The sequence below is a fragment of the Flavobacterium sp. genome (assembly GCF_017744675.1).
Taxonomy (GTDB): domain Bacteria; phylum Bacteroidota; class Bacteroidia; order Flavobacteriales; family Flavobacteriaceae; genus Flavobacterium.
Genome location: NZ_JAGIAV010000004.1, coordinates 876,844 through 900,956, shown reverse-complemented (window position 1 = coordinate 900,956; position 24,113 = coordinate 876,844). Strand labels below are relative to the sequence as shown.

At 36.2% G+C, this 24,113-nt stretch carries 22 protein-coding genes; 10 read left to right on the top strand and 12 right to left on the bottom strand.

Annotation, left to right across the window (positions count from 1 at the left end; genetic code table 11):
• Nucleotides 1–209: 209 nt before the first annotated feature.
• The 5 genes from J7574_RS14135 to J7574_RS14115 all read right to left on the bottom strand — a co-directional run bounded on the left by J7574_RS14135 (nucleotide 210) and on the right by J7574_RS14115 (nucleotide 3,527).
• Nucleotides 210–827, bottom strand: coding sequence for an HNH endonuclease (locus J7574_RS14135; RefSeq protein ID WP_290969621.1), 618 nt, complete (start codon nucleotides 825–827; stop codon nucleotides 210–212).
• Complete coding sequence (locus tag J7574_RS14130; RefSeq protein ID WP_290969618.1) at nucleotides 828–1,985, bottom strand: AAA family ATPase; 1,158 nt, start codon at nucleotides 1,983–1,985, stop codon at nucleotides 828–830.
• 244 nt (nucleotides 1,986–2,229) lie between these two features.
• The gene (locus J7574_RS14125) at nucleotides 2,230–2,622 is read right to left on the bottom strand and encodes a hypothetical protein (RefSeq protein WP_290969615.1); all 393 of its coding nucleotides are present in this window, start codon (nucleotides 2,620–2,622) and stop codon (nucleotides 2,230–2,232) included.
• Nucleotides 2,623–2,926: 304 nt separating this feature from the next.
• Nucleotides 2,927–3,172: a hypothetical protein gene (locus J7574_RS14120; RefSeq protein ID WP_290969613.1), complete on the bottom strand. Its 246-nt coding sequence runs from the start codon at nucleotides 3,170–3,172 to the stop codon at nucleotides 2,927–2,929.
• 67 nt (nucleotides 3,173–3,239) lie between these two features.
• Nucleotides 3,240–3,527 (bottom strand): hypothetical protein, encoded by a 288-nt coding sequence (locus J7574_RS14115; protein WP_290969611.1) that lies wholly within the window; start codon nucleotides 3,525–3,527, stop codon nucleotides 3,240–3,242.
• A 521-nt stretch (nucleotides 3,528–4,048) separates the two neighbouring features.
• Here J7574_RS14115 and J7574_RS14110 point away from each other — a divergent pair.
• Genes J7574_RS14110 through J7574_RS14100 form a run of 3 tightly spaced genes read left to right on the top strand, consistent with a single transcriptional unit; the run spans nucleotide 4,049 to nucleotide 11,100 of the window.
• Entirely contained in the window at nucleotides 4,049–7,069 is a 3,021-nt protein-coding gene (locus J7574_RS14110) for a SusC/RagA family TonB-linked outer membrane protein (RefSeq protein ID WP_290969609.1), read from the top strand.
• A 10-nt stretch (nucleotides 7,070–7,079) separates the two neighbouring features.
• Complete coding sequence (locus J7574_RS14105; RefSeq protein ID WP_290969607.1) at nucleotides 7,080–8,453, top strand: RagB/SusD family nutrient uptake outer membrane protein; 1,374 nt, start codon at nucleotides 7,080–7,082, stop codon at nucleotides 8,451–8,453.
• 10 nt (nucleotides 8,454–8,463) lie between these two features.
• Nucleotides 8,464–11,100 (top strand): prolyl oligopeptidase family serine peptidase, encoded by a 2,637-nt coding sequence (locus tag J7574_RS14100; protein WP_290969605.1) that lies wholly within the window; start codon nucleotides 8,464–8,466, stop codon nucleotides 11,098–11,100.
• Between the two features lie 71 nt (nucleotides 11,101–11,171).
• On the opposite strand, the gene J7574_RS14095 is transcribed toward J7574_RS14100, so the two are convergent.
• From J7574_RS14095 to J7574_RS14085, 3 genes are all read right to left on the bottom strand, one after another.
• A complete protein-coding gene (locus J7574_RS14095) occupies nucleotides 11,172–11,447 on the bottom strand; it encodes a DUF6520 family protein (RefSeq protein WP_290969603.1) in 276 nt (91 codons plus the stop codon).
• Nucleotides 11,448–11,537: 90 nt separating this feature from the next.
• The gene (locus tag J7574_RS14090) at nucleotides 11,538–13,145 is read right to left on the bottom strand and encodes a DoxX family protein (RefSeq protein WP_290969601.1); all 1,608 of its coding nucleotides are present in this window, start codon (nucleotides 13,143–13,145) and stop codon (nucleotides 11,538–11,540) included.
• A gap of 142 nt (nucleotides 13,146–13,287) precedes the next feature.
• Complete coding sequence (locus tag J7574_RS14085) at nucleotides 13,288–13,575, bottom strand: hypothetical protein (protein ID WP_290969599.1); 288 nt, start codon at nucleotides 13,573–13,575, stop codon at nucleotides 13,288–13,290.
• 307 nt (nucleotides 13,576–13,882) lie between these two features.
• On the opposite strand from J7574_RS14085, the gene J7574_RS14080 reads away from it, so the two are divergent.
• From J7574_RS14080 to J7574_RS14065, 4 genes are all read left to right on the top strand, one after another.
• The gene (locus J7574_RS14080) at nucleotides 13,883–14,272 is read left to right on the top strand and encodes a plasmid mobilization relaxosome protein MobC (protein ID WP_367272606.1); all 390 of its coding nucleotides are present in this window, start codon (nucleotides 13,883–13,885) and stop codon (nucleotides 14,270–14,272) included.
• Complete coding sequence (locus J7574_RS14075; RefSeq protein WP_290969593.1) at nucleotides 14,260–15,570, top strand: relaxase/mobilization nuclease domain-containing protein; 1,311 nt, start codon at nucleotides 14,260–14,262, stop codon at nucleotides 15,568–15,570. The genes J7574_RS14080 and J7574_RS14075 overlap by 13 nt, the downstream gene beginning before the upstream one ends.
• Before the next feature lie 17 nt (nucleotides 15,571–15,587).
• Nucleotides 15,588–17,573, top strand: a complete 1,986-nt coding sequence (gene mobC, locus J7574_RS14070; protein WP_290969590.1) for a conjugal transfer protein MobC — start codon at nucleotides 15,588–15,590, stop codon at nucleotides 17,571–17,573.
• Between the two features lie 259 nt (nucleotides 17,574–17,832).
• The gene (locus tag J7574_RS14065; protein WP_290969587.1) at nucleotides 17,833–19,080 is read left to right on the top strand and encodes a competence protein CoiA family protein; all 1,248 of its coding nucleotides are present in this window, start codon (nucleotides 17,833–17,835) and stop codon (nucleotides 19,078–19,080) included.
• Nucleotides 19,081–19,097: 17 nt separating this feature from the next.
• Here J7574_RS14065 and J7574_RS14060 read toward each other — a convergent pair whose 3' ends face one another.
• A complete protein-coding gene (locus tag J7574_RS14060; RefSeq protein WP_290969585.1) occupies nucleotides 19,098–19,583 on the bottom strand; it encodes a hypothetical protein in 486 nt (161 codons plus the stop codon).
• A 37-nt stretch (nucleotides 19,584–19,620) separates the two neighbouring features.
• Nucleotides 19,621–20,748: a hypothetical protein gene (locus J7574_RS14055; protein WP_290969582.1), complete on the bottom strand. Its 1,128-nt coding sequence runs from the start codon at nucleotides 20,746–20,748 to the stop codon at nucleotides 19,621–19,623.
• A gap of 170 nt (nucleotides 20,749–20,918) precedes the next feature.
• Between J7574_RS14055 and J7574_RS14050 the strand changes: the two genes are divergently transcribed.
• The gene (locus tag J7574_RS14050) at nucleotides 20,919–21,926 is read left to right on the top strand and encodes a DNA/RNA non-specific endonuclease (protein ID WP_290969579.1); all 1,008 of its coding nucleotides are present in this window, start codon (nucleotides 20,919–20,921) and stop codon (nucleotides 21,924–21,926) included.
• A gap of 61 nt (nucleotides 21,927–21,987) precedes the next feature.
• Here J7574_RS14050 and J7574_RS14045 read toward each other — a convergent pair whose 3' ends face one another.
• Complete coding sequence (locus tag J7574_RS14045; RefSeq protein ID WP_290969576.1) at nucleotides 21,988–22,347, bottom strand: hypothetical protein; 360 nt, start codon at nucleotides 22,345–22,347, stop codon at nucleotides 21,988–21,990.
• Nucleotides 22,348–22,545: 198 nt separating this feature from the next.
• Nucleotides 22,546–22,806: a hypothetical protein gene (locus J7574_RS14040; RefSeq protein WP_290969573.1), complete on the bottom strand. Its 261-nt coding sequence runs from the start codon at nucleotides 22,804–22,806 to the stop codon at nucleotides 22,546–22,548.
• Nucleotides 22,807–23,319: 513 nt separating this feature from the next.
• Here J7574_RS14040 and J7574_RS14035 point away from each other — a divergent pair.
• Both J7574_RS14035 and J7574_RS14030 read left to right on the top strand, forming a co-directional pair.
• Nucleotides 23,320–23,709, top strand: a complete 390-nt coding sequence (locus tag J7574_RS14035; RefSeq protein WP_290969570.1) for a single-stranded DNA-binding protein — start codon at nucleotides 23,320–23,322, stop codon at nucleotides 23,707–23,709.
• 35 nt (nucleotides 23,710–23,744) lie between these two features.
• Nucleotides 23,745–24,104 (top strand): hypothetical protein, encoded by a 360-nt coding sequence (locus J7574_RS14030; RefSeq protein WP_290969568.1) that lies wholly within the window; start codon nucleotides 23,745–23,747, stop codon nucleotides 24,102–24,104.
• Nucleotides 24,105–24,113 lie beyond the last annotated feature (9 nt).

Below are 24,113 nucleotides of genomic sequence, written 5' to 3'. Positions count from 1 at the left end.
ACTTAGTAACTTTTAGAATCAAGGTTTTATATCTCAAAAGAGAGATTTTGTGTTTAATTTTTCATCTTTTTTAGTATTTCTGCCAAAGTTCTGGTGCTTTTAGACATTTAAAAGTTGATAGAAGTATTTTAGGCTACACTAAAATATTATAAAAAGGGTAATGCTATTAAATTTACAAATTTCTAGAAGCGTATGTTAATGTAAGGCTTTTATTTTATTTTTGAGAGAATTTTTATTATTTGATTTCTTAAAGAATCTGGAATTTCACGAGATAATGTCGATAGTTTTCTAATTCCTTGAGCTTCGTTTAAATTATTTATTTCAAATTCTTTCAATTCAAAATAATCATATGTAAACTGACCTTTATTCTTGGTTAAAATAACGTATTTATTTAAAATTATATTCCCATTTCTCCCTGTAATTATTTTTAAATGATCATCATATTTGTCAATATTTGGATGAATTATTTTATAATGTTGGGATTGAAAATAATTTATTCCCATTCTGGTTTCATCAACAATAAAATCTAACCTACCTTTTTTAATTTCCATATTACATCTTTTGCAAGCAACATTTAAATTTAGTTCTTCAAATCTAAGGCTTGAATATTTACTTTGTGGTAAAATATGCTCTATGTCGATTACCATACGGAATTCGCCAACAAATAATCTGCTACAGTAACAACATTTTGGCAATTCATTTTCAATGTAGTAATCCTTTATTTTTCTTTTAACATCATTAAGAAGTGGATTTGCCCAAACGTTTCCACCTGCCGCAATGACGGCTCTAATATTTATATGATCTTGATTATCAAAATTTATAGGCATCTATTCTAAATCATTGATTATTTTTTTTCCCATTTCTAAAACTTCTTCGAGCAATTTTTTTTGCTTCTCATCATATGAATTATCTTGAATGTTATTTATTTCTTTTGAAAATTCATCTAACCCAATATTTTTAGAAGCCAACAAATTCATTTTGTCTATTATATTTTCTGATAAATAACGATTTTCAGGTGTTGTAACATCGAAATATTCTTGATAAATTTCTTCAACATTAATTTTTTCATTTGGTTCAAGAACAAAATTTCCATTTGCCCCTTTAAATATTTTTAAATTTTTTGAATTCATTTCTGCACCATTTATAATTAATGGAGAATGTGTTGCAACAATAATTTTTGGTTGATAGAAATAAAATAGGTCGTTAATTCTTGTTATATATTCTATTTGCCATTTCGGATGCAAACTGTTTTCAGGTTCATCAATTAATATAACAGAATTTTCAGTTATGACAGAAGTCAAATAAATGAGTGATGTAACTAAGGTTAATTCTCCTGAACTTGCTTTATTTAAGGGAATATGCTGTCTGTTTTTATGTAGATATATGTTTATTCCACTAATTAACTTTAAAGATTTTAACTGTTTCTCATATAAGAACATTGTAAGTAGATAAGAATTTTTGATGTCTTCAAATTTTTCATTATTGAAATTTATACTTAAAATGTTTTCTTCGTAAAATTCTCTATCTACATATCTATTTAAAAAATATAGCAAGATTTCTTTTTCTTCAGCAGGCAATTCCGAATCTATTACTTTGTCACGAAAATCTGCATTAACACCTTTTAATTTAAAACTTATTATAGGATCAAAACCAATATATTCTAATGTATTTGCAATGTTTCGTAGTCTTTTCAAATCATCATTTGCCAAAATTTTAAAAGCATTGACAATTGTGTTTCTTGCTAATGTTTTACCTATAGAAGATCTAAGTATTTTGAAATTAGGATTCCGTGAATTGAATTTGTCATAAATTGTATTTGCAATTGCTATCACATTATAATTTTGACCTAAATGGAATTTTGAAATATCATTTAATAAAGTGCTTTTGCCGCTACCATTTTCACCTATTAAGATGTTTATATCCTCATCTGAATTTGATGGTAATAATAATTGAGAAGGAATGTTTTTGTTATCGAATATAAACATATATTTAATGATTTTTATCTGCAATTTTGGTAGCTTCCCGCTGATTTTCCGTAAAAATAACAGGTTTTTGACTAAATTAAGTCCATTCTTCGAATTTGCAAAATATTCAGATTAGAAAATCAACTTTCCATTAAGTCAAATGACCAAATCCGTTATAGTAGCTGTTGGTGGTTCTGGATTTTATTTAATATAATTTTTAAGAACTCTTTTCTGGTTTGAAAATCTAATGACAATATAATAAAATTTAATTTATTGGTAGAACAATTCTGTCTTTGGGCTCAGCTGACCATTGAACTTGCCATATACGTCCATCGATTTGGTCAAGCAAAATAAAATTATATATGTTTGTTGTCGGATAAAGAAAAAATCTTCCATTCTTCTCATCTTCTTTTGTAACTCTGGTTATTAAGGACAGCGGAGTTTCGAACTCATTACCTTTTGCAGACCATTGAACTTGCCACATTTGTCCATTTTTTGTGTTTATTTTAATAAATGTATACATATTTTTTGTTGCGAATAGCCTATACCCAACATCACTATCTGTAGAAATATTTTGAGTTGGTTTGTCAGATGTAATTTGAGCAAAAGCAAAAATTGTCGTCAAACTAAAAATTGTTACAAAGAATAATTTTCTCATTTGTTTCAGTGTTTTAATTGTCTTAATATTTGTATTGTTTTATGCTTATGGCTAACTTAAATTATTAAGCGATAAAAGTGCTTACGTTAGTATTATTTTGGATGTCTTTATGCCATGTTTAAGTTTCTAAATTAAACATACAAAACAGTTTTTATTTTACGGTTTTCCGTAATCTAAATAATAAAAGGTTGAAAAATAATTCTTTCATAATGAAAAGCCTACAGTATAAACACTTGTTATGTAAAAAAACACCATTGAAGGTATTTCTAAATGTATTATGACTAATAATTAGAGACAAGAAGTTTTAAAAAATGATAAATGCTAAAGAAAATATTACGCCAATAACAATTAAAACAAAAGATAGCACCATTAATATCCTTTCAATTAGTGAAACCAACCAGGCTTGTTCATATTTTTTAAAATGCTGTAAACCACCTGGACCTTTTCGATTAAATCTACGTTTATTAATTTTGTACCTAATAATAAGCCCTAAAAAAACAAAAAAGATTCCAATCGTAATTACAGTAAATTCTGAGTTAATTACTTTCATGTTTTTATATTACTTTACAAGATAAAAATAAATAAAAAAAGATGCCAAGCGACATCTTTTTTTATTGTTAGAAATACTCTTTTTCACATTCTATAAAGAATTGAGATAATGTCATCTCTTCCTTCCGTAAAATTTTTATTAGTGTATTTATAGGAATATTGTACCCTCCATCACTGGCAATTTTTGAAATAGTACTTGTTGCAAGATCACATTGGTTACCATATGCTGTATAGCTAAGCTCTTTTCCTTGCTCATCTTTTTTGCCAATTATCCATTTTTTAGCAATAAAGTTACATATATGCTTTTTAGAAAGCATACCTGAAAGTGCTAAAGATGTAGATTTATTTGTAGCCAATTTGTGTGTTTATATTAACAAAATAAATTCATTTGTAGAAAAAAATCGTTTGCGATAGCAAACGGTAGAATAATTTTCTTATATTTGCTTTAAATCCATTAGGATTGTATTTTTGCGATTCTTCATATAAAAAATATTGAAGCATTCGCTTAGAATCTCGGCTCAAAACTTGGCAGTTTAAACCACGAGATGATAAGTAAGATGCTCACGTCTATTGGCGTGGGCTCACTTATTCGTGGAGGTCATGCCAAGTACCAGAGACGTTTAAGATGAGTACCACGCTTTTTTATGCTCAAAACTCTCTATTTTTTCTTAGCGATATTTCCGTATATTTTTATTTTTCGTATTATAAAGTCGAATATTTTAAACACTTATCTATGTGAAATAAAAAATTCATACTCCTTATGACAATTAAGCCGTTTACTTAATGCATAAAAAAATGGCCCTCTACTGCAGCGACCAAACTAGAGCAGAGGACCTTAGCTAATCAAATCCATATTTAACTAACCAATCCCAATATTATGAATTATTCTTCATTTTACAAGGATGGGAAGGCACTTTATTGCATAATTTTTTCATGCATTCTGTTGTCATTTTCATCTTCATTTGCCGGACCTCGGGGCAGATATTCTAAGTTTTCTATTCAAGAAATAAAAATCCAAGGAACCATTACCGATGGAAACTCCCCGCTGCCCGGAGTCTCCATCGCGGTTAAAGGCAGGGCAGGAGCAGCTGCCATTTCAGATTACAGCGGGCAGTATGCGATAACTGCAGATTCGGGTGATACCCTTGTAGTTTCTTACATCGGGTTCAAAAAGGCTTTTATCCCAGTGCAGGGCAGAAGCAGAATCGATATTGCACTGCAATATGATACCACTACATTGCAGGAAGTAAAGGTAAATGCGGGTTATTATTCTGTAAAAGAAAGTGAGCGCACAGGAAGTATTGCGCGGATTACGTCAAAAGATATTGAAACGCAGCCAGTGGCCAACGTTCTGGCCACCATGCAGGGTAGAATGGCAGGAGTAAGTGTGACGCAGACTACAGGCGTTCCAGGCGGAGGTTTTGATATTAAAATTAGAGGACAGAACAGCCTTCGTGCCAATGCCAATGCCCCTTTATATATTATTGACGGAGTTCCATACTCTTCAGAACCGATAGGCTCAACGGTCACTTCAACAGCTTTTCAGTCCTCAACAAGCCCTCTTAACAGCATAAACCCTGATACGATAGAGAGCATAGAGGTTTTGAAAGATGCAGATGCCACCTCCATCTATGGATCACGGGGAGCAAACGGAGTTGTTCTCATCACAACTAAAAGAGGGAAAGCAGGCAAGACAAAATTCAGTCTTACCAGTTCAACCGGAGCTGGAACTGTAACACGTTTTCTGAAACTAATGAATACTCAGCAGTATCTCGACATGCGGAGACAGGCATTTGCTAACGACGGAATCCCGTATGGAGCTGCCGATTATGATGTAAATGGAACTTGGGACCAAAACCGGTATACCGATTGGCAAAGTGAACTATTAGGAGGAACAGCACAGTTGAACGATATGCAGGGCACTATATCAGGAGGAAGCAGTAATACGCAGTTTATGCTTAATGGAAACTACCACAGCCAGACTACCGTATTCCCAGGTGATTTTAAATATTTGCGTGGCGGGGGACAGCTGAATATTAACCACCGCTCGGAAGATAATAAGTTTAAGATGATATTTTCTGCAGGCTATAACATACAGGATAACAATCTCCCGTCTACTGATTATTCAAGTCTTGCCAGATTTCTTTCTCCAAATGCACCGGCATTATACAATTCAGATGGCTCTCTTAACTGGGAGAATGCAACTTGGGAGAATCCCCTTCGCAACAATAATTCACTGTTCAATTCAAAGACAAAAGATTTAATTGCCAGCACACTGCTTTCTTACGAAATTTCCAGCAGTCTTATCCTTAAAAGCAGTTTCGGATTTTCTGATCTCTCTACACTGGAAACCAAAACCAACCCTTCAACGTTGTATAATCCCATTTATAACGTCACCAGCAGCCGTTCTTCCATTTATTCCAATAATACTGACAGGTCATCTTGGATAGTCGAACCGCAGATTAATTGGAAAAAAAACATTTTAAATGGAAATCTGGACGTGCTGGCAGGCGCCACATTCCAGCAGCAGGTAAGCACCACTCTGTACCAGTATGCCAGGGGATTCAGTTCAAACAGTCTTATCTATAATCTCGCCGCAGCAAATACTATCAGCATACTGGGCAATGATGAAAGTAAGTATAAATATCAGGCATTTTTTGGCAGGATAAATTACAATTGGAATCAGCGCTACATCATAAACCTGACTGCCAGACGTGACGGCTCAAGCCGATTTGGACCTGGAAACCAGTTTGCAGTTTTTGGCGCTGCCGGAGGCGCGTGGCTTTTTTCTAATGAAAATTTCCTTAAGAATAGTTCATGGCTGAGTTTTGGCAAACTTAGGGGCAGTTATGGAACTACAGGAAATGACCAGATAGGCGACTACCAGTTTTTGAATACATTTTCAAGTTCCGGAATTAGCTACAATGGCGTTATAGGTCTTCAGCCTTCCAGACTTTTTAATCCTGATTTTGGATGGGAGATAAATAAAAAGCTTGAAGCCGCTCTAGAACTTGGGTTCTTGAAAGACCGCATTACAATGTCAGCAGCCTTTTATCAAAACCGCTCATCCAATCAGCTGGTAGGTGTTCCGCTGCCTGGTACCACAGGATTTCCAACACTGCAGGCTAATCTTGCCGCAACGGTTGAAAATGAGGGAGTTGAACTAACTTTCAATACAGTCAATTTCAATACGGAAAACTTTAAATGGTCTACCAGTTTTAATTTCACTTCGGCCAGAAATAAACTGCTGCGTTTTCCAGGCCTTGAAAGCTCTTCATACAGCCAGAGATATAGAATAGGAAGTCCATTAAACATTTATCTCATGTATAAATTAAAAGGCGTAAATCAGCAGACTGGTTTATATGAATATGAAGATTTAAATAATGATGGAAATATAACTTACCCCGAGGACAGGCAGTATGCCGCGGATCTTAATCCAAAATATTTTGGAGGCCTTCAAAACCAATTTGAGTATAAAAACTGGAAGCTTGACTTTCTATTTCAATTTGTGAAACAGCAGAATCAGATTTACCCAATGGGAGCCGCGGGAAATATGTCCAATAAACAGCAGAGACTTACAAGCAGCTGGCAGAATCCGGGAGATGTGTCCCAATACCAAATATTTACTACGGGACAGAACAGCGCAGCTGTCATGAGCCAGTTCTATTATTATGACAGCGATGCGACCCTGACTGATGCATCGTTTGTGCGACTAAAAAATATTTCAGTATCCTACAAGCTTCCTTTAATACTCAAGGAAACAAACTGTACAATTATGCTGCAGGCACAGAACCTTCTGACTTTTACAAAGTATAAGGATGGAGATCCAGAGTTTGTAACCTACGGTTATCTTCCTCCTTTAAAAATAATTTCGGCTGCCGTGCAACTAACTTTTTAAACCTTAGATTATGAAACTATTTAAAACCATAAGCATATACAGCATTGTTTTAATGCTCACAGGATGCGACTCATTTGTAGAAGTTGATCTTCCAAAATCGCAGTTAACAAATGATGCAGTTTTTGACAGTTATTCCACTGCTGATGCGGCTGTGGCTGACATATATGTAAAGATTAGAGATAATGGACCGCTGAACGGATCTTATACGGGAATATCAAATCAGTTGGGAAACTACGCAGACGAACTTACTGCATACGGTGGGCCGTCAAACCCCAGCATTCCTTTCTACAACAATACTCTTTTAGCTTCATCTGGAAATGTTTTACAATATTGGAACACTTCATATAACCAGATTTATGCCGCCAATGCAGTAATTGAAGGACTTCAAGCCAGTAAAAATATTTCAGAAGAGAATAAAGAGAGGCTTTTGGGGGAAGCATTGTTTATTCGGGCACTGTCGCATTTTTATCTGGTTAAGCTCTTTGGCGGTATTCCTTACATAAGAAGTACAGATTATAGGCAGAATAGTACTGCCAGCCGGATGAGTGTCGAAGAAGTGTATAAAAACATAATTGCAGATCTGGAAAAAGCTGTGTTGATCCTCCCTGAGAACTACAGCAGTATTCAAAGGATCCGTCCCAACAAATACTGCGGCAGAGCACTGCTGGCTCGAATATATTTGGAAAACCAATCTTATGAACAGGCAGCGAATGAAGCATCATCGATAATTAATAACACTACAGTGTATTCGCTTGCTGTCCTTAACGATGTTTTTTTATTGAATTCAAGAGAAACAATCTGGCAGCTTCAGTCAACTGCAGCCGGCCAGAATACGCCTGAAGGAACCTTGTTTATATTTGAGCAGGGCCCCCCTGCATTTACTGCTTTAAGTTCTCAGCTGGTAGATTCGTTTTCTGACCAGGATCTTAGAAAAATAAACTGGATAAAAAAAGTGCAGAACAGCGGACAGTCTTGGTTTCATGCCTATAAATACAAGGAGCGGAACTCTACTGCGGTTTCTAAAGAGTATTCGATTGTTCTAAGAACAGCCGAACAGTATCTCATACGGGCAGAAGCAAGAGCCAGAACAGGAGACCTGATAGGTGCTAAAGAAGATCTTAATAAAATCAGAACACGTGCAGGACTTGGCGGTACAACTGCCCAATCACAGGATGAAATCTTAAGCGCAGTTCTTCAGGAAAGAAGATGGGAACTCTTCACAGAATCAGGCCATCGCTTTTTTGACCTACAGCGGTTCAAAAGACTCGATGCTGTTCTGTCGTTAGTGAAACCTGGATGGGATGCCAATGACCAGCTTTTTCCTATTCCACAGAATGAGATGAGTGCCAATCCTAAACTAAGACCTCAAAATCCCGGTTATTAAATTGTAAAGTATGCTTAAACTCAATAAAGAAAAGAAACTACTTTCGAAGATACCTGCTTTAGTTTTGTTTTTAATTTTGTTTTTAGTAGCGGCCTGTCCCATGAGGGGGCAGGCAGTACTAAAAAAGCAGCTTTCTTTCTCTGATTACGCTCTGTGGGGCACTTTAGAATCTGATAGGATAGCACCGGATGAAAACTGGATAAGCTTTAGAATGACTTATCAAAACGGTGCAGACACTATGTTTGTCAAAGGTATTGCCAATGATAAAATATTTGCATTTCCATCTGCCAGCCGGACGCTTTTTACCCGAGACAACCATTTTATTTACCACTCAGGGGACTCCATACATGTTTTTGATCCTGAGAAGAATAGGAGAGAGGGTTTTCGCTCCTCTGAGAATTACAGCTATTCAGAAAGCAATAATGTGCTGATTATTAAGAAACAGGAGCAAGGTGAAATGCTTATTAAAATTCCGCTTGGAAAAACACTGATGGAAATAAAGCAGGTCAAGAAATATTCATTAAGCCCAGACTCGCGTGTTCTACTGTATACGACATTTTCTAATGGAATTAATTATCTGCATATGCTGAATCTTGGTAAAACCAACGCCTCTAAAAAAATAGCAGAGAGCACCGATTCATTTGACAATTTTACATGGGCTAAAAACTCTAAATCTGCTGCATTTTATTCAAAAAATGTATCTTCTACAATTCAATCATTATTTTTTCTTGCTTTAAATCCGCAAAAACTTTTTGAACTTAATCCTAATCTGGCCGACACGATTCCAAATAATACGCTCTTAAGTGACATATATGGGAATGCACTAACTGTCTCTGAAAACGGAAAAATGGTGTATTTCAATGTAACGCCGAAAACTTCGATTAAGAATGATCAGGAATCCAAAGTGGAGATATGGAATACGAATGACAAATGGATATTTCCTGATGAACAAATTCATGGAAAATTTAATGAGCGTCCAAAACTAATGCTGTGGCAGCCTTATCTTCGAAGCATCACTGCCATAACTGATGAAAGACTTCCCAAAGTCTTTCTGACGGGAGATTATGAACATGCCGTTTTATTTAATCCGCAGGATAATGAGCCTCAATTTGAATATCAAGGCCCAAGTAATATCTATATTATGGATGTTAAAACGGGGAGTAAAGAGTTGCTACTTAAAGGACAGTCATCAATTTACTGGGATTTAGTTCCATCGCCTCTTGGCAGATACATTGCTTATTATAGAGAAAAGAATTGGTGGATTTATGATATCAAAACAAAATCACATACGAATATCACATCAAAAACTGGAGTTTCCTTTGAAGGAAAAGTCCGTACTCTTGAACCTGATATCACTTTTGGCAATCCGGCATGGGGAAAGCAGGATAAAGAAATTCTGCTCTATGATGCATTTGATATCTGGGCAATTACACCTGACGGTAAATCAGCACGAAGACTTACGCATGGACGCGAATCAAAAATAAGATTCCGCATTGCAAAAATTCCAAATATAAATCCATTGGCGTTTAAATATAATGGAGTTGTTATTCCAAACATTGATTTGGAAGAAACACTTCTCTTGCGTGGAGAAGGAGATGATGGAAAAACAGGTTTTTTTACATGGAATAAAGAGACTGGCGAACAGCCGATTGTATTTAGGGATTCTTACTTTAGCGATCTAAATTACAGTTCAAAAAAACACACATATTTTGCCACGGAACAAAAATTTGATATGCCCCCGCGCATAATTTCCAGACAGAAATTGTCTGGAGGCAAAACAATTTTTCAGAGCAATCCTCAGCATACAAAATTCTACTGGGGAAAAACGGAGCTGATACGATTTCAAAATTCTAATAAAAAGATTCTGAAAGGTATTTTATATTATCCTGCAGATTATGACCCTAAAAAAAGATATCCGATGATAGTGAACATTTATGAAGAGCAGTCACAGGATCTGCATATTTACCAGAATCCTACATGTTACAACTCATCTGGAATCAATTCGGCTGTTTTTACCGCGCAGGGTTATTTCTTTTTTCGGCCTGATATCATTCATGAAAATGAAAATGTCGGCCCCTCATCTCTTGACTGCGTAACTGCCGGGACACATAAAATTATCGATTTGGGTCTAGTGGATCCAAATAAGGTCGCGTTGCTCGGGCATTCTTTCGGAGGCTATGAAACTTCCTTTATTATCAATCACACTAACATGTTTGCCGCTGCTGTCGCCAGTGGAGCCATAACAGATCTGAAAAGCTATTATCTAAGTGTGGGATGGAACAATTTAAAACCTAATATGTGGCGTTTTGGAACTGAAGAATGGAGACTGAGCGGAAAGACCCCTTTTACAAATCCTAAAGATTTTGACAGAAACTCCCCGCTTGAATCGATAAGACAGTTGGATACCCCCCTTCTAATGTGGACCGGAAAAGAAGATAATCAGGTTGACTGGCATCAAAGTGTTGAATACTACTTGGCTCTTAGAAGGCTTGGCAAAAAAAGTGTATTGCTTTTATATCCCAAGGAAAATCATGTGCCAGTAAATCCAATTAACCAAAAGGATATTTCAGAAAAGGTGCTACAGTGGATGAACTATTATCTGAAGGATGAAAAAATATATCCGTGGATAAAAAAAGCAATGGAATAATTATGAATTTATAGAATATAAAAATGCCGTTCAATAGAACGGCATTTACAATTAATTTTTAATTTTAAACATTATTGGTTGCGATACAAAATCTCCTGACAGTCTTGATCAGCCCCGTAGGCTTGAGTTCCGCTTGTCCCGCCACCTACATAACATAAGTTAGGGACTGGATTCGTATTACAGCTCTGAGGCTGATCAAGAATACAGTTTCCCATGAAATCTCGCGGATAGCCCACTTTAGGTGCAGTTAGTTTTGATGTGCTCTGCATCGAGGTAGTAACAAAGGCTCCGGATACTGCCAGTGCAACGACGGCAATCGGCAGTAAATTTTTGAATGTTGTTTTCATAATAACTAAAATTATATTAAACATTGATCTACTATTTTTTACAGGTGTTCGATCTTTTTATCCTGAAACCGGCCGGTATAATTTAAAAGCTCAGTTCGATTTTGTCACTTCGCTTTTTAATTCTTTTTTTATGGTTTCTTTCAGCTCATAAACTGCAACAGCATTTCCTATAAGTGCATACAGATACGTATCGGTAACGATAAATGATTTTAGTTTATCTCCTTCAATATTGTATATTGGAAAGCTTAAAAGATAGGAGTGTCTATTAAAATCGTATAGGTCAATTACGGAAGAATGTTGCCACCTTTTTTTATTCTCATATCTGCCCATTATTCTTGAATTGACAAACAGTAGATTCTTAAAAACTGAACCATGTGCATTAACAACTAATGGAGGAGCAGACATGGTTTTTCCCCTTCCGTCCTTTACAGCGGTAACTTTAATTTTTGCTTTTGAAGTAGTATCAATGGTGTGCCCCGTATAATCAATTTTGAGATCTTTCCCTGAGATAATAAACTCATTTCTGTAATAATATAGATAAATCATTTTCTCACTCTCTTCACTGTACATTAATAGACCGTCTGTATCAAAAATACCATCAATCTGTTTCTCTAAGAGAAAGCGGTTATATCTCACCTTGTTTTTATTTTCAGAATGGAAAACACCAAGTACATTTGATAGATTTTCGCCACTATTGTTACGAAATAGTATTGTAGTGCTGTCAGCTGGTTCTGCCTGCGTAAAATTAGGCATGCCGTTTAATTTTTTGGTAATTTTCCAATCTTTCACACTGCCTCTGAAAAAGGCCGGAACCCTTCCGTCTTTTAAATAAAAGTAATTTCCCCTCACGCTTAATGTTACGTTTTGGAAAGGAATACTTTTGGGGTCAAAGTCAATTTTTTCAATCCTTTTATTTTTCAGACTGCTGTCAAAGGAAACAAGGATCTGCGGATTGCTGTAGTTCCCCAAATATAATCTGCCGTTGGTAAAACCGGCAATGTAAAACGAGTTATACTCTAAATCTAGCTGCTTTATCAGTTCCGCAGTATTCTTAGGATATCTTCGTTGGAAGGGATTGCTGTAATGCATAAGCTCTTCAGACCATACAAACAAAACAATAACAGCAATTGTTCCTAAAAAGCAGGAGAAAATCATTGTTTTTACAGACGGGATAAACTGTTTTTTATTTTTAGTTTTATTTTCTATACCGCTCCGTAATATTACAGCGATAAAAGCTAAGATAACGAAGAACAGATTAAAGAACAAGTGAGCATTCCAGCTCATTTTTTCCAGAATACCCCCGCACGAACATGGAACATAAGAACTGTAATGAAGTATAATAAAAATATATACTGTAAACATAAACATGAGGCTGAAAGCTAATACTAAGCCCCATAATCTGGTTGAACTGAAAATCAACAATGCTGAAATCAGTAGTTCAGCTAGAGGAACTGTCCATGGCACCCAAGAAGCAAAAGCACTTAAAAGAGGAGACTGACCAATCTGCACTTGAAAATTTTCAAAATCAAGTAACTTGCTTACTGCTGCGTAAACGAACAGCATTACGTAAAGCAAGCAGGTTGCCTCTACAAAAATATTCTTTAAATTGACTTGTAATTTCATAACTTGAAAAATTGCATTTTCTTTTCGGTTTTGAGAAGATGGAAAAGAAAGAATCATACGCAAATTTATATGCATGATTTTATAAAACTGTTATTAAAATCAAGCCAAAAGTTCTGAAAATCAAGCCAATTGTAAATTCTTTGCTTTATCAAAAAGTGCCCATTATCATACGTTGTATTTGATGGACACTTTAATGAATTTTTCAAAGTTCAAATTACTACTTGAATGCCTGGCTTAAAGACTGAAGTTTTTCATTGAGTTCCACCAGACTTGCTTTCAGCAGACATTCCTCTGAGATGTATTTCAAATCCTTTAAACTTTCTTCTGAAACAATTCCCATAAGATTTGAATCGTCTTTTTCCAGAAGCAGTCCCTGTTCTATAAAATGGCTCAGAAGCAGAACATTTTTGCGTGAAATTTTCAAATCAATCTTCACCGTCTCACTCATGCCAGGTATACTTAAAACCGTATCAAACACCTTGGCAACATCACTTTTTGTAATCATAATTCCAGCGTTTTAAATTAATATTCAACTGCGGTAAAGATAATAAGCATATTCTCGATTCTCATGGACATAATATAACCATGATGGGCTTAATCCAAAGTGCTTAATTAATTTAGCTGGATAATTTAAATTTCAGTAAGTTAATGGGGATGGATATCTCAAATATCAGAAAGATTGCCTCGTTCCAGCAATCGGCAAGATGTCCGGTTGTTAAACAACCGAATCTTGCTGCCCTTTTACTCGGAACTCGTGGGCAGTGAAACCGCAAGCTTAAAAATGTGTGAAGAAATAATGAAAAAGCTAAATGATGGAAAAGGAAAATTCAAACAGAACACGGATTGTAGGGCTTCGTTTTACACCTGATGAGTATAAAAAAATAGAGCGAAAATGGAAAGCCAGCACCTGCAGAAAACTCAGCGATTACATCCGTATGCATTTATTCAATAAGCCCATTACAGTGAAGTATCGAAGCGAGTCTCTTGATGAATTTATGGCTGAGGTTATAAAGCTGAAAAGCGAGCTTAATTCCCTTGGAAATAACTTTAATCAGTCTGTAAAAAAACTGCATACTCTGCGGCAGATTCCGGAGTTTAAGACATGGATTTTAAACTCGGAATTAGAGCGCAAAATGCTTTTGGACAAGGTAGAGGAAATTAAAATCCACTTCCAGAAAATAACTGAAAAATGGTTGCAGTAATTAAGACGGGGAATTCTGTGCATAACATTTTTAACTACAATGAAAATAAAGTGAAAGAAGGAATTGCCGAATGTATAGGAGAAGGAAATTATCCTCTGGAAGCTTCAAAATTAACGGGTTCAATGAAGCTTAACAGGCTACTGAAACAGAATGAACTTAACGAAAATGTAAAGAGGAACAGCGTACATATTTCACTGAATTTTGATCCTTCCGAATCCGCATTATCAAGTGAAAAGATGCTTGAAATAGCATCGCAGTACATGCAGAAAATAGGTTTTGGAAACCAGCCGTATTTAATTTACAGGCATTATGATGCGGGACATCCGCATCTACATCTGGTGTCTATAAAAGTCAGGGAAGACGGCACTAGGATTGATATGCAGAATATAGGAAGAAACCAGTCTGAAGCAGCGCGAAAGGAGATTGAAAAAACGTTCGACTTGGTTCAGGCTCAGGAAAAGAAAAGCACCGCACATGAGCTTATTAAACCTGTTGTGCTTTCAAAGATTAAATACGGCAGAACAGAATCAAAAAGCGCTGTACAGTCGGTTCTTGATCATGTGCTTACGGCATATAAATACAAAAGCCTCTCCGAGCTCAATGCAGTGCTGGGGCTGTATAATGTAAAGGCGGACAGCGGAGAGGAAAATTCAAGAATATTCAAAACAAATGGTCTGGTGTACAGAACACTGGACGAGAATGGAAAACCTGTGGGCGTTCCTTTGAAATCAAGCGGATTTTACAGTAAACCGACTTTAAAGTTTCTGCAGATTAGGTTTCTGCAGAATGTTAAGACGGCATCCCAGAAGAAGAGAATTGCTAATGCTGTTGACCTTATACTTTTAGGCAGAAGCGTTTCGCTTTCTGATTTGGAATTGAAGCTGAAAAAGGAAGGGATAAACATGGTTTTCAGAAAAAGTGCACAGGGACAGCTTTATGGGATCACTTATGTGGACCACACTTCAAAATGTGTATTTAACGGAAGCGATTTAGGAAAGCCCTACAGCGCTAAATTGATAGAGCAGCGATGCCGTTTATCTTTTGAGAATGAAAAAAAAAAGGCAATTCAAGTTCTGTCTGACACATCTAAATCTAATAAAGCTGTTGGTCGGGAAAAAAATAAGGAAAACTTTTTCAAAGACCTGCAGCAGGATTTGAAATCCCTTGATTTCAAATCTGCTGTTGAAAAGATGATAGAGGTAATAACCGCGGTTGAGAATGATGCCTTTTATGTTCCAAATCAGCTTAAAAAAGCATCAAAAAAGAAAAGAATAAGAAGACGTTCCAATAATTTTTAAATCTAAAGACAATGGCTATGCAAACAGGAGAGAATGAACAGGCGCTGAGAAAAATACTGGATATGACAAGATTAATCAGTGTCATAATATTGGTACTGCATTTTTATTTTTACTGCTATGAAGCTTTTGTGCGCTGGCATCTTGCAGGTGAAATCATGGAGAAGATAATAAGCAGGATTTCCAAAACTGGATTTTTTGATGATTTCCACAAATCCAAACTTTTTGCACTGCTGCTTTTGGCAGTTTCTCTCATTGGTGCGAAGGGGAAAAAAGACCAGAAGATGAATTACAGAACGGCTTTGGCTTATATTTTCAACGGTCTGTTGGTTTACTTTGCCGCAGCGGCTGTTTTTTATCTTCCGATTAATGGAGTTTACAAATCTGGAATCTATATTAGCGTTACATCTCTTGGGTTCCTGTTGATGCTTTCAGGAGGAACTTTATTATCCAGGATAATAAAAACAAAATTTCAGAATGGCGATGTTTTTAATAAAGAGAATGAAACTTTTCCACAGGAAGAAAGGCTTTTGGAAAATGAATACTCTATTAACCTTCCTGCCCGTTATTATTTGAAAAATAAGATCCGAAAAAGCTGGATTAATATTATAAATCCATTTCGGGGACTGCTTGTTTTAGGAAGTCCCGGTTCCGGAAAATCCTACTTTGTCATCAGGCATGTTATAACCCAGCATATTAAGAAAGGATTCACCATGTTTGTGTATGATTTCAAGTATGATGATCTCTCCAAAATTGTCTACAATACGTTTGAAAAAAATAAAGGGGCCTATAAAATAATTCCCAAATGCTACTTTATAAATTTTGATAAAATCATGCACAGATGCAATCCTTTAGACCCAAAAGGAATGGAAGATATTACAGACGCATCGGAATCTGCACGCACTATTTTGATGGGACTCAACAGAGAGTGGATTAGAAAGCAGGGAGATTTTTTTGTAGAGTCTCCCATTAATTTTCTTTCCGCTGTTATCTGGTATCTCAGAAAATACAATGATGGTGAGTTTTGTACACTGCCGCATGTCATTGAACTTATGCAGGCAGATTACGATAATCTTTTTACATTACTCAGGACGGAAAAGGAAATTGAGGTCCTGATTAATCCTTTTGTCAGTGCTTATTTGAATGAGGCAAATGACCAATTGGAGGGGCAGATCGGCACAGCTAAAATTGCCATGGCGCGTTTGTCTTCTCCCCAGTTGTATTACGTGCTGTCAGGTAATGATTTTACTTTAGACATCAATAATCCGGAAGAGCCTAAGATTGTCTGCATGGGAAACAATCCGCAGAAGATACAGATTTACGGAGCAGTTTTATCCCTATATGTAAATAGATTGGTAAAGCTGGTAAATAAAAAAGACAGGCTAAAAACCAGCCTGATTTTCGATGAATTTCCGACTATTTATCTCAACAATATGGACAGCCTTATTGCAACGGCAAGAAGCAATAAAGTTGCCACCTGTTTAGGAATTCAGGATTTCAGCCAGCTTCGAAAGGATTACGGAAGAGAGCAGGCAGATGTCATAATGAATATCACAGGAAATATAATTTCCGGGCAGGTAACAGGTGATACCTCCAAGCAGTTATCAGAGCGTTTTGGTAAAATTCTGCAGGACAGGGAGAGTTTGTCGATCAACAGCAGCGACACTTCAATCAGTCGTTCCAAGCAGCTGGAAGCGGCAGTTCCTCCTTCTAAGGTTTCTGCGCTCAGTTCTGGAGAATTTGTGGGCATGGTAGCAGATAACCCCGACTGTAAAATTGAACTCAAAACTTTTCACAGTGAGATTATAAATGATCATGATTCTTTGAGAAAAGAAGAAGATAATTTTAAAGAAATCCCGCCGGTCCGCAAAATTGATGAGTCTATGATTCAGCGAAATTATCTGCAGATTAAACAGGATGTCCAAGATATTATTCATTCTGAAATAGAACGCCTATTGAACGATCCCGCGCAGGTTTATTTAGTATTAAAAAAAGAGCCGAAGTAGCGAGGGAAATCTTAGCGGTTCAGCAGTATTTAGAAGTAGAATATGGTTTTTAATTGTGCTGTTAATCAAGTTGTTAGTTTTAATGCTGTATATTAGCGTCACATATTTGACGCCGTATTAATAAGCGGTTATTTACAAGGGTTTCTGGGTTGTAGCAGGTCTAATGGCTGGTGCATTTCATAAAGAAAAAAGCGATATATTTGGGAATATTAATGTATGATTTTCTAAGGTCAATAATTTAGTTTTCATTATTCCAAGTATGCAGCATGCAATTGACACAGACGGAAAAAAAATTAGTCCTTCTTCTTCTGGGCAGATTGCCGTCTGCGGTTTCTGCGGAGAAAAAGTGCGTGGAAGATGCGGTGAAATTAACATCTGGCATTGGCAGCATATCAATAAAGTGGAATGCGATTTGTGGAAGGAGGGCGAAACCGATTGGCATCGGGCTTGGAAGAGCCGATTTCCATATGACTGGCAGGAAACAATTATAATAAAAAATGGAGAAAAACACATTGCCGATATTTTAACGGATGAAGGACTTGTAATTGAATTTCAAAATTCCGCAATCTCTCCTTCAACAATTGCTGAACGGGAAAAATTTTATGGAAAATTAATCTGGGTTATAAATGCGGAGAGTTTCAAAGGTAACCTCGTTACCGAAAATATATCGGAAAAGCAGCTGGCAGAAATCGAGAAAAAATATGCTGCAAAAATAATTCACGTGAAAAAATACAGTTCCATTGGACTGGAAAGTATAACGAAAAATCCTAATCTCAGAACCTCAGAAATTGAGACTTTGAAAGATAATTTGAATAGGCTAGAGTCTGTCACTGAACCTTTTAATATCTATGATAAAAATGCAGATACGTTTGCAGAACAGATTATAAATATCTGGGAGAATGATAATCTTTCGATAGACCCATCTCTTATGAAAATTATCACTGATGACGCACTTGTCAGCAAGAATGCGTTTTTAAGGTTAAGAGGTGATTTCAAACGTAATAAACATCATTTGGAACTGCCAGGAAAAACCAGTTCCGAAATTGAGCAGCTTTATGTTGAGCTTAATAACTTGCTGGTGCAAAGAGAAAATCTAAAGGCACTCTTATCGGAAGAATTGAAATTCGTTGCTTCTAAATACTTAATTCTGGAAGGAGAAATTGTTCACCTTAAAAATGTATTGTCTTTTTTGAATATTGAGAAAGATGCATATGATAAACAGATGCAGAGTCTTAAAACCGAAATCGACAATTACATCAATACAAACCTGCAAATACTAGAGGATAGCTATCTTGATGAAAAAAATAATAATATCAAGCAAAGGGACAAGCTGGACTTCATTTGGAAACGTGAGAGAAAAAGCTGGCTCACGGCCGCTGCGCCCATTTATTTTGACCTTGGTGATGGCAGGTTGTTTTATAGGTATTCCGATAATAAAGTTATCTGTATAACGGTTTCTGATTTTATTAGCAAATATTACCCAGCTGAAAGCAATGGGATTCTCTAATATTGTTCCTAGTGTAATCACCGCATTATTTTTTTCTCGTTACGCAGTGAGTCTTTCAAGTTTTTTAATTCTATTTTGATGTCTTCAATTTCCTGATTTTTTTTGGAATTGGAAATCCAGTTGCCGATAAATGTGAGCACAGCCATTAGAAGAAGAATAAATGTGGAAACATTCTTTAAGACATCATAGATGTTGTCCAGGTATTCCTTTCTGCCCTTGCTAAGATGTTTTTGGTCATGATACGCTGCTGTTCCTGCATCTGAAATGGAATAATACCATCTGAACCCATCAAATTCAGTTTCTTTTATTTCTTTCTCATTTACCAGATATTGCAGCTGTTGGTACAGATCAGTTTCCCGAAGGCCTGACTTATCCAGAAGTTTATGAGTTTCTAGGGCTATATCCCTTACGTCTATATTGTTCGGAGACCATCTGTCGTCTTTTCTTTCCTGAAGCGTCTGTAATAGCTGATGGCGGCTTGTATATTTTTTGTTTATTTTCATAACGATACATTTCTGTTTTGTTAATAATGCATTGATATTAAGTGTCTTCGTTCAGGATCTTTCGGATTAATTTGTAGGAGCAGAAATATTCCACATCATTATAAAGATGATTTCTCATCCTTTCTAACTCATGAATTACTATAGCATTTTCTGATTTGGCCTTCAGAATGTTGCTGAAATGATCAAATTCTCTTGGCTGTCTGTTTGTTGAAAGTTTGCCGAGCTCATAATGGTAGTATACTTTTTTTGTTTCTGCTTTGATCTTTAATGGAATTTTGATTAAATTAATGTCGGCATTGATAGGCTGGCGCTCTATATGGTCCTCCACACCGGTGAATGTGCTGAAAACAGAAATGCAGTTCTCTTGAAGTTCAACAATGCGTTTTTGTAAGTCGCTTAGAAAAGAGTCATACACAACGGAATATCTTTCATGCTCGTTTCTCCTTTTATAAACTTCCATAATGGATTTTTCGTCGTACAGAAACGTATTCTCTAAAAACGGCTTTAATTTTTGGGATATTATTTTTAAAAGTGATTCGAAAGAAACCGTGTCAATCTTCTTTTTAACTTCATCAAGTTGTTCCCAATACAGTTTAAGGACTGATTTGAGTTTTTGAATTATAATATCAAAATACATTTCCAGAAATGCACTATGTCTTTGTATAATTTCTTCAATCTCCACTTCAATGATTTCACACTTGAAATCATTGTCTGTATGATAACGCAAATAAGCGATTGTACCAGGAGAACGCTCATAGCCGAATACCGTTGAAGATATTACCCTGCCTTCAATTTTCCTGAAAGGGTGTCCTACAAGTTCATTACGGATTTCCCTGTTTATAGAATAATTTAAATCCTGTTTAAGATCACCTTTAATGATATTGGTCTTGAAAAGTATCAGCATCTCTTCAATGAAATCCTGCTGGACATATATCGCCTGTAGAAAACTGATATGCGATGCAAAATTCTCAGCGTGCTCTATGCCGTTTTTTTTCTTATAGATGATGTCGAAGGTATCATAAAAGTAACTTAGTATATCACCAAAGTAATTGCTTTGCGCCTCTGGAGAGAAATTGATCTGATTGCGGCAAAACTTATTGTCCCAGATGTAATCATTCCAAACATCTGCTATTATATCCAGTTTTTCTTTGACCTCATTTTTCATTTTCTGATTTATTTAAGGGCTTAACTCTTTTTTTAGGCTGGTACTAAATTAAGCTTTTTAGGCTTTATTATGCATTTATCTGCAATCAGCGGTATATTAGGTAATTACCCTTAGTAAAGTTTTAAAGATTATCATTAGTTTAGTGTTCGAAAATAACAATATATAGTATTATGGCAGTTTTTAATTCTCGGGATCTTTCTGTTTTAAAAAGCAGTTGCGGGTATGTAGATAATTTTATTGACGGCAGCACTGTTGTGGGGATTGATAATATTTTGACGGACCAGCAGAAGAAAATGCTGCCTGAAGTAGAGGGGAATGCATCTCATCTTTTGAAGTATACGATGCTAAGCATATGGTACAACAAGGAAAGAAAAGTTCCCTTTGTGGCCGCATACAATATAGATGGAAGTCTTAAAAGAACCGGAGCAAAAAGGGTTCAGTTCAAAGATGATCCAAGAGTTCCGGCCTCACAGCAGCTTAACGACGCATTTTATGATTTAATATATAACAGCGGGGAAACTGAATTTGAAATTGGCCACATGGCTTCACATAATGAAATGGCCTGGGGCTTAAAAAAAGAAATGCAGGCTGAACAGACTTTTCATTTTACCAACAGCGTTCCTCAAGTGGAGAAATTAAATTCCGGCTTGTGGAGCAAACTTGAGAGCTATGTTGTTAGTGAGACTAATGAAAGTGAGAACCAGAGAATATCTGTGTTTACAGGACCGATGATCGCTGACGATGACCCTTCATACGTTAAGGACAGATCATTCCAGCTTCCGCTTTTCTTCTTTAAAATAGTGGTTTTCTCTTTTGAAGGCAGGCTCTATAGTACAGCTTTTGTTATGAGCCAGCTTAAAAGGCTTAGGGAGCTTGAGCTCATCGATGCTCCTGCAACTTCCTATGAGAAAGGATTTGTTTTGCCAAAGCCCTTCAGTGACTATAAGCATAAGGAAGTTTTTCAGGTCAATATCCAAAAAATCGAGAGATACACAGGATTGAATTTTCAGTGGGATAACGTGGAGCCTTTGAATATTGAACAGGATGAAAGGAAAATCTATAAAATTGCGCAAACAGGCGGGAAGTTCAAAAATAAGTCGGCGTTTAGCGATGCTTTTATTTCACCGCCTGTTTTGACCAATATGGTTCTCCCAGGAAGAAGTAGTTCTGCTTTTTAATAAGTGCAGTATCAAGCAAGCCTTCTGGGTGCAATCGAATAGCTTTAAGCAGGTTATATCTTTAGACTACCTGTTTTCCCAGTACAAATAATTGGGGTTTATTTACACGCCCAATAAACTTTATTTCAGGTCCCAATAGGAAATCTACATGAGGATCCGGATTTCCGGTACTTTCAATTTTACCGTTATCAAAATAAGTTATCGACCCGCTCAGAGCCAATTTACCATTTGCATGATAAGCTGTAACCCCGCTCCAGGCTAATTTGCCATTATCGTGATAAGCTGTAGATCCCGTCCATGCAATTTTTCCATTAGCATGATAAGCTGTTGATCCGCTCCAGGCAAGTTTTCCATTATCATGATAGGCAGTAGGGCCGTTCCACGCAATTTTTCCGTTTTTATGATACGTTATATCTGGCATAAACAAATAAGTTAATAAATTAATAAATTAAAGTATTAATCAGTGATATCTTTTTATTCTGCATCTACTTACGAAAGTAAGAATTTATGCCGAAATATCTTTTTAAAATTAATTATTTCCTTTCAGAGATTTAAATCTGCAAATCTGCAAATCTGCAAATCTGCAAATATGAAAATATGAAATGTATAGTTAAGTATTCTATTTCAAAATCTTCTCAATGGATAAGCTACGGGCAATAGATTTCCAATTGCTATTGCTGCTTTCTAATAATTCCCAATCTCCATTTGGACTTTTAATCATATCTAAGCCTTCTCCTTCAAAGAATTCAATATGTATTTTTTTTTCCTTGTTCCAATATGCAAGTATGCTTATGGTGTTTATCCTGCCATCGCTGAGTTCGTGGATTCTTTGAATTAGACGATCCAGCTCAGTTTCTGTATTTTCAATTTCTTTTAACATATAACGATTTTTTATATTATACGCTTCACAAGGCATATTTGTTTACTCTACATGCTAAATATTTTATAAAAAAAAGTAAAATATTTTATATTTTCTTTATAATCAGGCGTTTCCGCATTCTGTTTTTAACTTCTTATAAATCAATTTGTAGCGTATTTTATTTATAACTCGATTTCTGCAAATTGCTTCTTTTCGATTTCTGCTCTTTTTTGATCTGCTTCACTTCAGCTTTAGATTCATCTTCAAACGCAATACATAATTTTTTGTTCTTTTTGGATGAATTAAGGCCTGTTTTCATTCGAAACGGATAAAAAGGCAGCCAAGTTAGCGTGCGCCGGATCCTGCAGGCGCATAACGGCCATGCCGCCCTTCGGGACTTATAGCCCTCCGTATCCTTGATGCCCGCTTTATTCTTGCTTTCTTTTTTTCCGTTTTTTCTTTTGAAAACAATTGTTTGGGAAAGGCAGGGGGAAAAGAATTTTAAAAACAGTAATCATTTAAAATTTAGAAATCATGGAAATCACAGGACGATTAACAAGAGATGCAGTTGTTGCCAAAACAGCCAACGACAGGGAGGTGGTAAATTTTTCAATTGCAGTCAATGACAGCTACAAAGCCAAAGGAAGCGCCGAAACGGTAAAAATAGTCACTTATATCGACTGCTCGTACTGGCTCAGCTCGGGTGTTGCGCAGTGGCTCAAAAAAGGCGCACTGGTGGAACTTTTCGGACGTGTAGGGGTTAATGCCTATCTCAATTCTGAGGGCAAAGCTATGGCAAGCCTTACTTTTCACACAAGCAACATCAAAATACTGGTGTTTGTCTCTGATGCGCAGGCCTTGCAAGAGCAGTCGTCTCCTGCAAAAAAGAACAGAAAGGAACAGCCTGACGACCTGCCTTTTTAATTCCAATCAAATGTATAAGCCTAAAGAAACGAGTTATGAAAGCCTTGGAAAAATCAACATACGCCGAGTATGACCTTCACGATGCATTCAAAAAGATAATCCTTACTGAGATGCAGTCTTATGACGGAACAAAAAAAGAAAAGCTGAAAGCATTCCTTGAAGACATGCAGAGAGGGGGATGCATCAGCGGTATGATATCCCAGTTTATCTATCACGCCGACTGCAAAAGATTCTATATCGAGCATTTGGATGATTTGGAAGACATCAGAAAAGAAATCGAAGATTCCCTTGGCGAAGCGGTAAAAGACAGATACGGTCTGCCTCACTACACATTTATGTGCTGGCTCTGTTTTGAGGAGTACTGCTATGACATCTACAGAACCTCTTTTGAATAAGGCTATTTG

Coding starts and splice junctions, on each gene's coding strand:
- J7574_RS14135 (WP_290969621.1), bottom strand. CDS start 827: ATGCCTATAAATTTTGATAATCAAGATCATATAAATATTAGAGCCGTC.
- J7574_RS14130 (WP_290969618.1), bottom strand. CDS start 1,985: ATGTTTATATTCGATAACAAAAACATTCCTTCTCAATTATTATTACCA.
- J7574_RS14125 (WP_290969615.1), bottom strand. CDS start 2,622: ATGAGAAAATTATTCTTTGTAACAATTTTTAGTTTGACGACAATTTTT.
- J7574_RS14120 (WP_290969613.1), bottom strand. CDS start 3,172: ATGAAAGTAATTAACTCAGAATTTACTGTAATTACGATTGGAATCTTT.
- J7574_RS14110 (WP_290969609.1), top strand. CDS start 4,049: ATGAATTATTCTTCATTTTACAAGGATGGGAAGGCACTTTATTGCATA.
- J7574_RS14105 (WP_290969607.1), top strand. CDS start 7,080: ATGAAACTATTTAAAACCATAAGCATATACAGCATTGTTTTAATGCTC.
- J7574_RS14100 (WP_290969605.1), top strand. CDS start 8,464: ATGCTTAAACTCAATAAAGAAAAGAAACTACTTTCGAAGATACCTGCT.
- J7574_RS14095 (WP_290969603.1), bottom strand. CDS start 11,447: ATGAAAACAACATTCAAAAATTTACTGCCGATTGCCGTCGTTGCACTG.
- J7574_RS14090 (WP_290969601.1), bottom strand. CDS start 13,145: ATGCATATAAATTTGCGTATGATTCTTTCTTTTCCATCTTCTCAAAAC.
- J7574_RS14085 (WP_290969599.1), bottom strand. CDS start 13,575: ATGATTACAAAAAGTGATGTTGCCAAGGTGTTTGATACGGTTTTAAGT.
- J7574_RS14080 (WP_367272606.1), top strand. CDS start 13,883: ATGGAAAAGGAAAATTCAAACAGAACACGGATTGTAGGGCTTCGTTTT.
- J7574_RS14075 (WP_290969593.1), top strand. CDS start 14,260: ATGGTTGCAGTAATTAAGACGGGGAATTCTGTGCATAACATTTTTAAC.
- mobC (WP_290969590.1), top strand. CDS start 15,588: ATGCAAACAGGAGAGAATGAACAGGCGCTGAGAAAAATACTGGATATG.
- J7574_RS14065 (WP_290969587.1), top strand. CDS start 17,833: ATGCAGCATGCAATTGACACAGACGGAAAAAAAATTAGTCCTTCTTCT.
- J7574_RS14060 (WP_290969585.1), bottom strand. CDS start 19,583: ATGAAAATAAACAAAAAATATACAAGCCGCCATCAGCTATTACAGACG.
- J7574_RS14055 (WP_290969582.1), bottom strand. CDS start 20,748: ATGAAAAATGAGGTCAAAGAAAAACTGGATATAATAGCAGATGTTTGG.
- J7574_RS14050 (WP_290969579.1), top strand. CDS start 20,919: ATGGCAGTTTTTAATTCTCGGGATCTTTCTGTTTTAAAAAGCAGTTGC.
- J7574_RS14045 (WP_290969576.1), bottom strand. CDS start 22,347: ATGCCAGATATAACGTATCATAAAAACGGAAAAATTGCGTGGAACGGC.
- J7574_RS14040 (WP_290969573.1), bottom strand. CDS start 22,806: ATGTTAAAAGAAATTGAAAATACAGAAACTGAGCTGGATCGTCTAATT.
- J7574_RS14035 (WP_290969570.1), top strand. CDS start 23,320: ATGGAAATCACAGGACGATTAACAAGAGATGCAGTTGTTGCCAAAACA.
- J7574_RS14030 (WP_290969568.1), top strand. CDS start 23,745: ATGAAAGCCTTGGAAAAATCAACATACGCCGAGTATGACCTTCACGAT.